The organism is Allobacillus sp. SKP2-8, from assembly GCF_007559355.1.
Classification (GTDB): domain Bacteria; phylum Bacillota; class Bacilli; order Bacillales; family Alkalibacillaceae; genus Allobacillus; species Allobacillus halotolerans.
In genome coordinates, this window is the sequence record NZ_VMHF01000009.1 from 48,613 (window position 1) to 62,555 (window position 13,943).

The window sequence follows — 13,943 nt, forward strand, 5'->3', positions numbered from 1 at the left end:
AAAGGATAGTTTTTTTAGTTTATTTGACTTTCCGTGCGCTTCTTTTTCCCTTTGGCTTTGGTTTGTCCATACCAACGATTTCAAAGTCAACAGCACGTTCATCGATGTTGGTGCCAATCACACGTACGCGAACTTCGTCTCCGATCCGGAAGATTTTACCCGTTCGCTCACCGATCATTGCTTGATGACGGTCGTCATAGTGATAGTAATCATCTGTTAGATAACTAATATGCACAAGACCTTCAACTGTATTTGGCAATTCCACGAACAATCCAAAGTTCGTCAAGGAGCTCACAAGACCGTCAAATTCTTCACCGATTTTATCGGTCATATATTCTGCTTTCTTCAGGTCATTCGTTTCGCGTTCCGCATCGACAGCTCTTCTTTCCGCTGCAGATGTATGTCGTGCGATATCAGGAAGTTTTTCTTTCCATTCGTCAATCGTTTGATCGCTTAAATCACCATGAATCAAATACGTTCGAATCAAACGGTGGACAATCAAATCTGGATACCGTCGGATTGGCGAAGTAAAATGCGTATAAAACTCTGTTGCCAGTCCGAAGTGACCGACCGACTCTGGTGAATATTTCGCTTGTTGCATTGAACGCAACATGAGTTTATTGACGACCATATCCTCTTTGCTTCCTTCAATCTCTTCTAACACTTGCTGAAGAGCTTTCGGATGGACATCATCACTCGTTCCTTTAACGACGTAACCTAAGTTTCCGATGAAGTCGAAAAATCGCTGCAATTTCGATGCTTCAGGATCTTCGTGAATTCGGTGGATAAACGGTACGTCCATCCAATGAAAATGCTCGGCAATTGTTTCATTCGCAGCCAACATAAACTCTTCGATTAATCGCTCCGCTTCACCGCGTTCCAATATTTTAATATCCAATGGATGACCTTCATCATCAACGACAATTCCAGCTTCCTTGAAATCAAAGTCAATTGCTCCACGGTTCATCCGCTTCTTGCGTAAAATTTGAGCAAGCTCTTCCATCGCTTCAAACATCGGAACTAGACTTTCATATTTTTCACGCATCGTTGGCTCTTCACGATCTAGAATCGAATTCACAGCTGAATACGTCATTCGTTCCGTCGTTTTGATGACCGCTTCAAAAATTTCGTGCTTCACGACTTGGCCTTTTTGATCGATTTCCATTTCACAACCTAAAGTCAACCGGTCGACCTGCGGATTTAAGGAACAGATTCCGTTGGACAGGCGGTGGGGAATCATCGGAATGACACGGTCCGTCAAGTAAGAGCTTGTCCCGCGCTCAAAAGCTTCCCGGTCGATTGGAGAGCCTTCTGTCACATAATAAGAGACGTCGGCGATATAGACGCCTAACAGGAAATTCCCGTTGTCCAGCTTTTCAACCCGGATCGCATCATCCAAGTCTTTCGCGTTTGCGCCATCAATGGTGACAATCTGCTCATTGCGCAAATCTCGGCGTCCTTCGATATCGGATTCATCAATTGTTTCCGGAACTTCATTGGCATGCTCTAACGTTTCAGCATCGAATTCAGCCTTGATGCCATGCTTATAAATGATGGATAGGATGTCGATTCCTGGGTCGTTCACATGACCGAGAATCTCAACAACTTCTCCTTCTGCACTCTTTTTATCTTTTGGAAACTCCGTTATTTTGACGATGACTTTATGTCCATCGGCAGCTCCGTTGTTGTTTCCTTCTTGGATAAAAATATCATTCGGAATACGTTTATCATCGGCAATCACAAAACCAAATCGCCCATTATCTTGATACGTACCGATCACCTTATCATTGTTTCGCTCTAAAATTCGTAGAACGACACCTTCTGGACGATTTCCTTCGATTGAATCGACATTTACCCGAACGAGTACAAGATCACCGTTCATTGCCGACATCAAATCGTGGCTATTGATGTAAACATCGTCTTTGTCCTCATCGTCTGGAATCAGAAAAGCAAATCCCTTCGCATGCATTTGAATCGTTCCGCGGACAAGATTCATTCTTTCCGCTAATCCATACCGGTTTTTCCGCGTACGGACAAGTTCGCCTTCTTCTTCCAACTCATTTAAGCGCTTCATTAACTCCATCAACTCTTCGCTCGATTCAGCCGAAAAAATCTCTTGAACTTCTTCGATAGACAGCGGGTGTGTGGCTTCCTCTTGAAAGTAATTCAGAAGGTCTTTTTTTAACTCACTCATCTACATTCACCTCTTTACCTTATGATTTCCAATCTAACTTCTCTAAAAACGCATAAACATCCTCATGTACCTGGTCTTTATAGTCACTTAACGTGATCACATGGGGGGCTCCCTCATACCACTTGATGTCTTTTTCATCCGCTTGTACATGTTCATATATATAATTTGCGCTGTCCGTGTTGATTAATTCATCATCTTCAGCTTGCAGCACAAGTGTTGGCGCATAAATTTCATCGATATGGTCGTGAACCTCTTCAATTAACTTACTCAACGAGTCAAATGTTTCATCGGATTGTTCGAATAACCGATCAATTTCTTCGTCGATCTGTTCTTCATTTTTTTGTTGTAGTTGCTTGTATTGTTTTGCAAATTGCTTAAATCCACCGGAAAGTTCTTTAATATTGTCGAAGAATACCGGTGTACAAATAGGTATTGCTGCTTTTAACGGCTTCTGATACGCAAGCTTCAAGGATAATACACCGCCAAGTGACAAGCCCGCTACAGCGATTTCGTCGTAACCTAATTCCTTTAGATGATTGTATCCATCAAGGGCATCCTGCCACCATTGATCGGCTGTCGTACCAACTAACTCCTCTGGCTCAACACCATGTCCTTCATAAATTGGTGCATGTGTTGTATAACCTTTTTTCTCTAAAAAACGTCCCAGCATCCGCACATCTGCTGAATGTCCCGTAAATCCATGTAATAGTAAAACTGCTCGATCTCCTGCTTCGAATGTAAATGGTTCTGGTTTCTTGATCTGCATCGTTTATTTCCTCCTTATTCAGGACATACCTAATCTTAAGATTCCCGAGTTGTCATTGAATTAATCATGGGTGAGTATTTTGAATGGTGAGTGATTCTTTCAGTGAGGTTAATTCGTGGTGAATGTTTTTAGTTCATAAAAAAACAGCAAGCTTCTCACTCACTGTTTTGCCGTCATTTATTAAGATACAATATAGCCTAACAAGAACGTGATGATCATGAAAGTAATCCCTAACACAACTGTCACACGGTGTAGAACGCCTTCTAAACCACGTGCTTTTTGCTTCCCGAATAACTGTTCAGCACCGCCAGTGATTACTCCAGATAATCCAGCGCTTTTTCCTGACTGAAGTAGAATGGTGATGATCAAACCGAGTGTATTAATGAAAAGCAATGTCACTAAGAAACCGTACATGTCTTTGACCTCCTATGCTTGCACACAAATCCATATAAATAATTTTACATAAACAAGCTGAATTTTGCAATACCCTTTATTGGCTTATGACTAAAGAAAAAGCCTGAACGCTCATATGAAGCGCTCAGGCTATAAGCAAGGCTTATTAAGTTGTGGCAGGTGACTCTTCTTGTTCGTGGGTTTCTTCTTCGATATCGGGTTCCGTTTCCGAAATGTATAATGCGCAGGCTGCATCACCCGTGATATTGACAGCTGTTCGCGCCATATCAAGCAAACGGTCGACCCCGAGAATCAACCCAATTGCTTCGACCGGAAGACCAACTTGTTGGAGAACCATCGCTAGCATGATCAATCCTACGCCAGGAACAGCAGCAGTACCAATGGACGCGAGAACGGCAATTAATAGCACGGTCAGTAGCTGTGTAAGCGTTAAGCTCTCTGCATATACTTGTGCGATAAAGACGGTCGCGACCCCTTGCATGATTGCAGTACCATCCATATTAATCGTCGCTCCAAGTGGTTGAACGAAACTACTGACAGGCTCTTTTACCCCAAGTCGCTTCTGAGCTGTCGTCATCGATACCGGTAGTGTCGCTCCACTACTCGCAGTACCAAATGCCACACTCATGGCAGGTGCGAAGTTTTTAATGAACCAAATCGGGCTTTTCTTCGCCATAAACTTCACGACGGAACCGTAAGTTACGACAAGATGAATCAAGAGAGAAGCAAGGACGACGAGGAAGTATGCAGCTAATGATTTAATAGCATCCCATCCTGCACCTCCGACGGCTGAAGCGATCAGACCAAAGGCACCGAATGGAGCTGTGTACATGACAATATTGACAACGTACATCACTAAATCGAATGCTTGATCTAAAAACTTTTTAATAAGGTCGGTTTTCTTATTCAACGTTGCTAACCCAACGCCTAACAGAACCGCAAAGAAGATAATTTGAAGCATTTCCCCATTTACCATAGCTGCGATTGGGTTTGTTGGGATAATATTCAGCAACGTATCGACGACGGATGGTGCTTCGCTCGGCTCATACTCAACCCCCGTTGTATCGATTAATCCTTTCTCACCAGGCTTGATGAGCAATGCTAACGACATAGCAATGGTAATCGCAATTGCGGTTGATGTCAGGAAGAAAAGTATTGTTTTCCCGCCAATTCTACCGAGTTTTTTTGGATCACCCAGTGAAGCTGTCCCGATGACGAGTGATACGAAAACAATTGGTACAACTAACATTTGAATCAACCGTAGAAAGATTTCTCCTAGTGGAGTAAAGAAATACGTATCAATCGGTCCAAACGCACTAGGAGCAAACATATTTAAGCCTAAACCGATGGCAATACCTAAAAATAATGCAATAACAATCTTTTTCGTTAGATTTTTCACCTTTTATTTCCCTCCTTAACAATAGGTTATTAATAATTATGTGAAAATTTAGTTAATTATTATTTTTTGTGAAAGCGATTTCTTATTCGAGTGAAAAATACAGTTTTTTCAATAAAACAAACTCGCTAACTAAACACCGTTACGTCGCTGATATATATGTTTCCGAATCACCATTTGACTGTTTATTTGTAACGTTAAAACGAACAGCTTTTTGCACCGCTTATTGTACTCTCTCGCAGATCGATTAACCGGCTTAAAACAATAGATCGCACGTATCAACATAGACGAACCCAGTAGATTTTCAGCCTGCCACTGCTTCCTTTCCTACCGAGACTCTATTGATAAAAAAGAGTCGAACCCTGCTGAACGTATAGGTTATCCGTGATGGTCCTCCGATAACACCTGTTATATTTTACAGTGTCTTCTCCTATAATGAAAGAGAAATTTTTCCCAGCAATAAAAAAGTGACTGTGAAAAATTCATTCAAGTTGAGGCAGGTACTAACATTCTAATTTAGTGTAGTGGAAAAACCGACTCGGAAATATATTCCGCTAAGGTGCGGATAATCATGACGATGGGCGTATACTGAAGGTTTGCGGATATACATTGTAGGATCGCGGTTTAACCCTGAAGATCCATAAATTAACACTGAAGCTTCGAAGATTAACACTGAAGATCTTCAAATTAACCCTGAAGATTCACAAATTAACACTGAAGAACCGCAAATTAACACTGAAGTCTCGTGATTAAACACTGAAGACAGCATATTTAACACTGAAGCTCTAAGAACTCACATTAAAAAACGATCCAGACACAAAAAAACCTTGATTAATGAGTATCTTTACTCACCAATCAAGGTTTCATCTTGTTCATCTTTTGCTTGGACAAATTTGTCCAGCCACAGATCGTTTGCTCAGACGCACTTTATTTTAAATTATAAAAAGCTGAGTCACCAGCATAATATGCCGTTGCGCCGAGATAGTCCTCAATACGTAGTAATTGATTGTATTTCGCAACACGGTCTGTACGGGAAGGAGCACCCGTTTTGATTTGACCGGCGTTTGTCGCAACAGAAATGTCCGCGATCGTCGCATCCTCTGTTTCACCTGAACGGTGTGAGATGACAGCTGTATAGCCTGCTTTTTTCGCCATTTCGATTGCTTCGAATGTTTCGGTCAATGTACCGATTTGGTTTACTTTGATCAAAATAGAGTTGGCGATTCCTTTTTCAATACCTTCTGCAAGCTTCCTCGTATTGGTGACGAAAAGGTCATCTCCGACAAGCTGTACACGGTCTCCAATTTTTTCAGTTAGTAATTTGAAGCCGTCCCAGTCGTTTTCATCCAAGCCGTCCTCGATCGAAACGATTGGGTATTTATTGACTAACTCTTCATACCAATCAACCATTTCCTCAGCTGTTTTTGTGACGCCTTCACCTTTTAATTCATACTTGCCGTCATTGTAAATTTCAGAAGCGGCAACGTCCATCGCAAGTTTAATATCTGTACCGATTTCATAACCCGCTTCTTTGACCGCTTCAACGATTGTTTCCAACGCTTCTTCGTTAGATTTTAAGTTTGGTGCGAATCCACCTTCATCACCAACGGCTGTATTATAGCCTTTATTTTTCAAGACTTTCTTCAGTGCATGAAAGACTTCTGTGCCTGTACGCAATGCTTCTTTAAAGGTAGGAGCACTGACAGGCATGATCATAAACTCTTGGATATCGACGTTATTGTCCGCATGCTCACCGCCATTTAAAATATTCATCATCGGTGTCGGTAAGGTTGTCGCTTGGAAACCGCCGAGATATTTGTATAACGGCTGGCCGAGGTAGTCTGCTGCTGCATGAGCTACGGCCATTGAAACACCTAAAATTGCGTTTGCGCCAAGTTTTCCTTTGTTTTCGCTTCCGTCAAGCTCAATCATGACTTGGTCAATATCGACTTGTTCGGTTACATCGAATCCGACGATTTCTGGTGCGATGACTTCATTGACGTTTTGAACAGCTTGCTCAACGCCTTTACCAAGGTAGCGGTCTTTGTCACCGTCTCGTAATTCTACTGCTTCATGCTCACCGGTTGACGCACCACTTGGAACTAGTGCACGGCCGTAACCACCGGACTCAGTCAATACTTCTACTTCTATTGTTGGATTACCACGTGAATCCAATACTTCTCTACCATAAACATCGATAATGTAAGGCATGAAAACTCGCTCCTTCATGTTCTATTTATTTGTTAATTAGTGTAGGTCGCTTTCGGTGGACGCTTTTACCCAAAGGGCATAAGGGCGACATCTGCGATAAATCGCAGTGTCTTCTATACCGCGGGCACAATCTGTGCTATTCCGAAGCCCTGGATGGGCTAGTGTCAGCGTTGGCCACAGGACGTGGCCGTTCTTAGCTGACCCGCTGGAGTCGCCACCTTCGCATCTAAAATACAACTTACTGCTTCATTCATGCTCCAAAAAAGTCATTTAATTAAACTGGTTCCTGTCATTTCACCTGGTTGCTTGATTCCTAACAACTCCAGTAGTGTTGGTGAAAGATCTCCTAAAATACCGCCATCGTGTAAAGATAGTTCTTCATCGGTCACAATGACTGGTACTGGGAATGTCGTATGGGCTGTCATTGGACTACCGTCTTCGTTCATTACTTGATCAGCATTCCCATGGTCTGCTGTAATAACAGCACGCCCACCGAGCTCAATAATGCGGTCGACAATCCGACCTAGACACTCATCGACGACCTCGACTGCCTTAATCGTCGGTTCAAGTTTTCCAGAATGTCCGACCATGTCTGGGTTGGCAAAGTTCAAAATGATTAAATTCGGCGGTTCTTCCGCCAAGACCTCCATGAGCGCATCAGTGACGCCATACGCACTCATTTCAGGCTTCAAATCATAGGTTGCAACTTTCGGAGAATCGATTAATATCCGGTTTTCTCCTTCGAATTCCTGCTGCCTACCCCCATTCATAAAATAGGTGACATGGGGGAATTTTTCCGTCTCAGCAATTCGTAACTGGGTCATTCCGTTACGTGCAACAACTTCACCGATCGTATCCTTTGGTTGGTTCGGAGGAAATGCGACACCGACATGAAAGTCTTTGTCATAGCGCGTCATTGTGACCATATGCAAGTCATCCAGCAATTCATAGTCATTGACGAACACTTCGAATCGATTGTGGATGAATACATCGGTCAGCTGGTTTGCACGATCTGGACGGAAATTCGCAAAAATGATCGCGTCTCCATTATCTACGCGTGAATAAGGCACACCGTTATCATCTAACATGACAATCGGTTTGACGAATTCATCATAGACGCCTTCTTCATACGAGGCCTTGACCGCTTCAATCGCATCCTCACTTGCGTTCCCTTCACCAAAGCGGATGGCTCGATACGCTTTTTCCACGCGGTCATATCGATGATCTCGGTCCATCGCATAATAACGCCCGGTAACCGTTGCGAGTCTCGCATTCGGTACGTCTTTCAATTTTTCATTCAGCTGCGCTAAATAATCAACCGCTGTTTTTGGACCGACGTCCCGACCATCTAAAAAGGCATGTACATAAACGTTTTGGACCTCTTGCTGTTTTGCTACATCCAATAACGCAAAAATATGATCGATATGACTATGAACACCACCATCAGAAAGCAATCCAAAAATATGCAGGGAGCTTTGATGTTTCTTAACGTGTTCGATCGCATTTGAAAATGCTTCATTTCTGAAAAATCGACCGTCGCGGATCGACACATTAATGCGCGTTAAATTTTGATAAACGACACGACCTGCACCGATATTCAAATGGCCGACTTCCGAGTTTCCCATCTGCCCTTCCGGTAAGCCAACCGCTTCCCCGGAAGACTTGAGTGTTGTCGTCGGAAACTGCTTCCAATAACGATCGAAGTTCGGTGTATGTGCTTGCTTCACCGCGTTTCCGAATTCTTCGTCTCTTAATGCATAGCCATCTAAGATGATTAAAGCTGCGAGTGGATTATTTTGCATTGGCTCCTGCCTCCAACAATTTCAAAAATGATTCTTGTTCCATACTTGCTCCGCCGACTAATGCGCCATCAATATCGGATTGTGCAAGAAGTTCTTCAATATTTTCTGGCTTCACACTTCCACCATATTGAATTCGCACTTCGTCTGCAACAGCGTCGGAATAGAGTTCACGAAGTGTTTCACGAATCGTTTGGCAAACTTCGTTGGCATCTTCACTGGATGCCGTTTTTCCTGTACCAATCGCCCAGATCGGTTCATAGGCAACGACTGCTTTTTTCGCGTCCCCTTCTCGAATGCCTTCAAATGCTGCTTTCACTTGATTACGGACAAACTGGTTCGTTTCGTTGTTTTCACGTTGTTCCAGTGATTCGCCGACACAAACGATCGGAAGTAAATCATTTTCGAATGCTGCTTTCATTTTTTTATTGATGAGTTCGTCATCTTCGTGGAAAAATTGACGACGTTCCGAATGGCCTAAGATTACATAATCGACCAAAATATTTTCTAGCATTTCCGGGCTGACTTCACCTGTAAAGGCCCCACTTTTTTCATAGTGCATATTTTGAGCACCAATACGAATTGGCGTATCTCTAGCCGCTTCGGTTAAAAACGGCAAGTGGATGAACGACGCACAGATGACTGTGTCCACTTTTGAGCCTTCCGGTACTTCGTCGCGAAGAGCCATGACAAAACGAGCACCGTCTGCCGCTAATTTATTCATTTTCCAGTTTCCAGCAATAATTGGTTTGCGCATTATTTGTTCACTCCTTCTTCATCTTCCAATGCTTGTACACCTGGTAGGACTTTGCCTTCCATAAATTCTAAGGAAGCACCGCCTCCTGTAGAAATATGATTCATCTCTTCGGCATAGTTGAACTTCTCAACGGCTGAAGCTGAGTCGCCACCACCGATAATGGTATAACCGTCTGTTGTTGCCAATGCTTCTGCAACACCTTTCGTTCCATCAGCAAATGCATCCATTTCAAATACACCCATCGGTCCATTCCATAGAATAAGTTGAGAGTTTTTGATGGTATCAGCATATTCTTTCACTGTCTCAGGACCAATATCAAGCCCTTGCCAGCCTGCTGTCATTTCTTCAACAGAAACAATCTTTTTGTCGGCATCTTCAGCGAATTTATTGGCCATGACAACGTCTTTCGGCAAGTGCAACGAGACACCTTTCTCTTTCGCCTTCTCGATAAACTGCTTAGCTAGATCGATTTTGTCTTCTTCCAATAGCGAGTCGCCAATTTCATGGCCCATCGCTTTGATGAATGTGAAGGAAAGACCACCGCCAATGAGTAAATGGTCGACTTTTTCCAATAAATTATCGATGACACCGATTTTATCTTTTACTTTGGATCCACCGATAATCGCGGTAAATGGACGATCAGGATCCTCGAGCGCATTGCCTAGTACGTTAATCTCTTTTTCCAATAAAAATCCGGATACAGCCGGCAAATGATGTGCGATGCCTTCTGTGGAAGCGTGTGCACGGTGAGCCGTCCCAAACGCATCATTGACATAAAGATCAGCGAGGGATGCGAACTGTTTGGCAAGTTCGGGATCATTTTGTTTTTCACCTGGTTCAAACCGAACATTTTCCAATAATAAAACGTCGCGGTTTTCCATTTTTTCGACGGCTTCGTTCACTTCGTCTGAAAAAACGTCATCCAGTTTATAAACGGGTTGTTGTAAGTAGTTGCTAAGTGATTGTGCGACAGCGTCTAAGCGAAGCTCTTCGACGACTTCTCCGCCCGGTCGTCCAAGGTGACTTGCCAATATGACTTTGGCTTCTTTTTGAATGAGGTACATAATTGTTGTTAACGCAGATTTAATACGGGTATCGTCCGTGATTTCACCATCTTGCATCGGTACGTTGAAATCAACACGGACAAAGACTTTTTTGCCTTTTACATCGACATCTCTGACATTTTTTTTTCGCATGTTTACAAACCTCCAGCTAATGAGTTTCCTTATGTAATTGTTTACCCTGTGATGTCTAATTTTAAAAGAAGGCTTTGTTAAAGTTCTCGTTGTAATTGTGTTCAGCTTCGGTGGACGCTTTCCGCGGGCACGGCTCGAGCCTCCTCGGCCCAAACCCATGGCCTACGGGGTCTCGAGTCTCGTGCTATTCCCGCAGGAGTCGCCACCTTCGCTTCTCACAATTCAACAAATCTTTGCTCCAAAATCAACATTAAACTTTAACAGGCCTAAAAGAAAAGGAGGAACACTGAAATGCTCCTCCTTTAGTCTACCATTTTTCATCGCAAAATGAAGCGAGAAATCGTTAGACAATTATTCAATCTTTAGAAGCCTTGTTTACCCATATGAATCGCTAAATCGATACAACGGTGGGAGTAACCGGATTCGTTATCGTACCAAGAAATGACCTTGACCATATTCCCGTCCATCACCATCGTGGAATCTCCATCAACGATTGAAGAAAATGTGTTGCCATTGTAGTCTGAAGAGACGAGTGGTAATTCTGTATAGTCTAGATAACCTTTCAAATCGCCTTCTTCAGATGCTTTTTTCATGGCTTCGTTCACTTGTTCTTTCGTAACGTCTTGATCCAATTCTGCAACTAAGTCAACAAGTGATACGTTTGGTGAAGGAACACGAACAGCCATACCTGTTAATTTCCCGTCAACTTCTGGCAGTACTTTTGCGACAGCTTCAGCTGCACCCGTTGATGTTGGAATAATGTTTTCTGCTGCTGCGCGTGCACGACGGTAGTCACCGTGTGGCGAATCAAGAACATGTTGGTCATTTGTATACGAGTGAACGGTTGTCATCATACCGCGCTTCAATCCAAATTCATCAACCAATACTTTCGTTACCGGTGCTAAGCAGTTTGTCGTACAAGATGCGTTCGAAACAATTTTGTGCGCATCTTTGTCATATTCGTTTTCGTTTACACCCATTGCAACCGTCAAGTCGACATCCTTACCTGGTGCAGAGATGATGACGCGTTTCGCACCTGCATCCAAGTGTTTTTGCGCACCTTCACGATCACGGAAAATTCCAGTCGCCTCAATGACGATATCGACACCGAATTCGCCCCATTTCAAATTAGCAGGGTCACGTTCAGAAGTGACATGATATTCTTTGCCATCAATGACTAAGTTATTACCATTTACTTCAACTTTTTCTTCTAATGTTCCATGAACGGTATCGTATTTGAGTAAATGTGCAAGCATGTTTGCATCGGTTAAATCGTTAATCGCAACAACCTCTACTTCGTCATGTTTAAACGCTTCGCTGAAAATTCGACGTCCTATTCTTCCAAACCCGTTAATACCAATTTTAACTGCCATGTGACATACCTCCGAATTAACTTTATTTATGATTTATTTTCTTGCAGTTGTTCAATCAAATATCTGGCCACTGCCTCATCTATAATGAGCCACCCACTAGGAATCCACCGTAAAAAAGCAGCAACAGCTTCTTTTTTCGATGATCCGCCAGCGACCGTGATGAGTGATGGAATATTTTTAACTAATTCAGCGGAAATTCCTATTGTATCTACCCTATCAATAACATTCCCATTTTTATCAAAGTAATAACCAAACGCTTCACCGACTGCTTTTGAAGATTTTAATTTCTCTTTCGTAGCTTCATTCGCTTTTCTTCGGTCTGCCATCGCCAAGGCGTCACCCACACCATGGATCAGCACATCGGCTTGCTCCATCAACGAAACAATTTCTTTTACACCTGGTTGCTCCAACATTTTTTCTTTCAGATCAGGTCCCATTTCATCGGGCACATGAAGCAAACGATAGTCTCCGTTTGTTTCTTGTGCCATCTTGACGCAAATGGAGTTTGCTTGGTATTCATGCAAATCACCAAGACCACCTCGCGCAGGGATAAATAATGGACGCTTCTTTTCAAGGGGTTTCATATAATTTGCGACCATTGCCATTGTCGAGCCCCCAGTCACATCAACGATTGACTGATCCTTAATTTGTTCATGAAAAATGATGGCTGCTTCCTTCCCGAGTAACTGTTTTGTTTCAGGGGAGGAGTCTGCATCTCCGGGAACGATTTTAATTTGGTTCAAACCTAAGCGGCTCTTCAGTTGATGTTCAAGTGTCGTCAGATCGGTACTTTCTTTCACCATCCGATAATAACTTTCCACAATCTCTTGACCGGCTGAAGTGATCAGCATTCCCTTATTTGTCACTTCAATTAATCCTTGGCGATCGAGAAATTCTGTCTCACTGCGGATATGCCGCTCGGTTTCTTTCAAATAGTCAGCAAGTGATCTTCTACCGACTGGCTCGAGCATCGCAATTCCCTTTAATATTCGGTAACGCTCATCCATTTTATTCATTAATTCCGGAATGAGGATTTGTTGAAATTGATATAAGCTTTTCATTCACTCATCACCTCCTTGCTTCAAGTTTTTTGATTGCGGGAGCGGGTCAATTAAATGTAATTGCAAAGTGAGTTTAACTAACTATCTCTCTTGGTGGTCATATAAAGACCAGTAGTGTGTCTTATTTTGTCCCGCTTAGTGCAAAAAAATATTTCCTGATTCTATTATACAAAAAACAGATGAGGGCCACAACTAAAAGGCACGGGAATTTCTTTTATATGAATGAAATCCCTAACCTTTTAGATTTTTGGCCAAAAACTTCTCAACCGTCACAAATGAAAGATCCTCAGCGGTCAATTCTTCATCATCGACTCGAATGACCGGAATCGTCAGGAAATAAGTTTCCAACAGACGCTCATCCTGATAAATATTCTGTTCGACAATCGTGAAATTATACTCCGATTGAAAAATCTGCAGCATCTGTTTTGCTTCTTCACATAATTTACAGTTGTGCTTTGTATAAAAATAAACCATTTTCGTTTTACGCATGGTACTTTGCCCCTTAATGAAGTTCTTAATCCCATTATATCGAAAATTTACCCGAAAAGTGAATGGATTAATCTTATCTATGTGTATTTTTGATGAAATTATGATTTTTGAGATTTTTGCTGTTTGAGCTGGTGGATGAGTAGTTGGAGTTTGGTGTTATCGACAGTTGGAGTGCGCTTATCAGCAGTTGGCGTGGGTTTATCAGCAGTTAGAGCTGATTTATCAACAGTTAGAACAACTTTATCAGCAGTCAGAAGCGCTTTATCAACAGTTAGAACAACTTTATC

At 42.5% G+C, this 13,943-nt stretch carries 12 protein-coding genes; all 12 read right to left on the reverse strand.

Annotated features, from left to right (window positions below; all coding sequences use genetic code 11):
- Positions 1-19: 19 nt before the first annotated feature.
- Entirely contained in the window at positions 20-2,194 is a 2,175-nt protein-coding gene (gene rnr, locus FPQ10_RS08550) for a ribonuclease R (protein WP_144162997.1), read from the reverse strand.
- 19 nt (positions 2,195-2,213) lie between these two features.
- A complete protein-coding gene (locus FPQ10_RS08555) occupies positions 2,214-2,960 on the reverse strand; it encodes an alpha/beta hydrolase (protein WP_144162999.1) in 747 nt (248 codons plus the stop codon).
- Positions 2,961-3,140: 180 nt separating this feature from the next.
- Entirely contained in the window at positions 3,141-3,374 is a 234-nt protein-coding gene (gene secG, locus FPQ10_RS08560; RefSeq protein ID WP_144163001.1) for a preprotein translocase subunit SecG, read from the reverse strand.
- A gap of 145 nt (positions 3,375-3,519) precedes the next feature.
- Positions 3,520-4,773, reverse strand: a complete 1,254-nt coding sequence (locus FPQ10_RS08565) for a dicarboxylate/amino acid:cation symporter (protein ID WP_144163003.1) — start codon at positions 4,771-4,773, stop codon at positions 3,520-3,522.
- 924 nt (positions 4,774-5,697) lie between these two features.
- Complete coding sequence (gene eno / locus FPQ10_RS08570; RefSeq protein ID WP_144163005.1) at positions 5,698-6,981, reverse strand: phosphopyruvate hydratase; 1,284 nt, start codon at positions 6,979-6,981, stop codon at positions 5,698-5,700.
- A 266-nt stretch (positions 6,982-7,247) separates the two neighbouring features.
- Positions 7,248-8,783 (reverse strand): 2,3-bisphosphoglycerate-independent phosphoglycerate mutase, encoded by a 1,536-nt coding sequence (gene gpmI, locus FPQ10_RS08575; protein WP_144163007.1) that lies wholly within the window; start codon positions 8,781-8,783, stop codon positions 7,248-7,250.
- On the reverse strand, positions 8,773-9,537 hold the full coding sequence (gene tpiA / locus FPQ10_RS08580; RefSeq protein ID WP_144163009.1) for a triose-phosphate isomerase: 765 nt from the start codon (positions 9,535-9,537) through the stop codon (positions 8,773-8,775). Before tpiA ends, gpmI begins: the two co-directional genes overlap by 11 nt.
- Positions 9,537-10,733, reverse strand: a complete 1,197-nt coding sequence (locus tag FPQ10_RS08585; protein WP_144163011.1) for a phosphoglycerate kinase — start codon at positions 10,731-10,733, stop codon at positions 9,537-9,539. Before FPQ10_RS08585 ends, tpiA begins: the two co-directional genes overlap by 1 nt.
- 362 nt (positions 10,734-11,095) lie before the next feature.
- Entirely contained in the window at positions 11,096-12,106 is a 1,011-nt protein-coding gene (gap, locus tag FPQ10_RS08590; protein WP_144163013.1) for a type I glyceraldehyde-3-phosphate dehydrogenase, read from the reverse strand.
- A 26-nt stretch (positions 12,107-12,132) separates the two neighbouring features.
- Positions 12,133-13,167, reverse strand: a complete 1,035-nt coding sequence (locus FPQ10_RS08595) for a sugar-binding transcriptional regulator (RefSeq protein WP_144163015.1) — start codon at positions 13,165-13,167, stop codon at positions 12,133-12,135.
- Between the two features lie 231 nt (positions 13,168-13,398).
- Entirely contained in the window at positions 13,399-13,656 is a 258-nt protein-coding gene (locus FPQ10_RS08600; RefSeq protein WP_144163017.1) for a glutaredoxin family protein, read from the reverse strand.
- Positions 13,657-13,754: 98 nt separating this feature from the next.
- Positions 13,755-13,943, reverse strand: a 189-nt coding sequence (locus FPQ10_RS13210; protein ID WP_222103061.1) for a hypothetical protein, incomplete at its 5' end; no start/stop codon positions are given.

What these genes read in the sequence shown, in the direction of transcription:
- FPQ10_RS08600 (WP_144163017.1), bottom strand. Translation starts at nt 13,656, where the DNA reads ATGCGTAAAACGAAAATGGTTTATTTTTATACAAAGCACAACTGTAAA.
- FPQ10_RS08595 (WP_144163015.1), bottom strand. Translation starts at nt 13,167, where the DNA reads ATGAAAAGCTTATATCAATTTCAACAAATCCTCATTCCGGAATTAATG.
- secG (WP_144163001.1), bottom strand. Translation starts at nt 3,374, where the DNA reads ATGTACGGTTTCTTAGTGACATTGCTTTTCATTAATACACTCGGTTTG.
- rnr (WP_144162997.1), bottom strand. Translation starts at nt 2,194, where the DNA reads ATGAGTGAGTTAAAAAAAGACCTTCTGAATTACTTTCAAGAGGAAGCC.
- FPQ10_RS08555 (WP_144162999.1), bottom strand. Translation starts at nt 2,960, where the DNA reads ATGCAGATCAAGAAACCAGAACCATTTACATTCGAAGCAGGAGATCGA.
- gpmI (WP_144163007.1), bottom strand. Translation starts at nt 8,783, where the DNA reads ATGCAAAATAATCCACTCGCAGCTTTAATCATCTTAGATGGCTATGCA.
- gap (WP_144163013.1), bottom strand. Translation starts at nt 12,106, where the DNA reads ATGGCAGTTAAAATTGGTATTAACGGGTTTGGAAGAATAGGACGTCGA.
- FPQ10_RS08585 (WP_144163011.1), bottom strand. Translation starts at nt 10,733, where the DNA reads ATGCGAAAAAAAAATGTCAGAGATGTCGATGTAAAAGGCAAAAAAGTC.
- tpiA (WP_144163009.1), bottom strand. Translation starts at nt 9,537, where the DNA reads ATGCGCAAACCAATTATTGCTGGAAACTGGAAAATGAATAAATTAGCG.
- eno (WP_144163005.1), bottom strand. Translation starts at nt 6,981, where the DNA reads ATGCCTTACATTATCGATGTTTATGGTAGAGAAGTATTGGATTCACGT.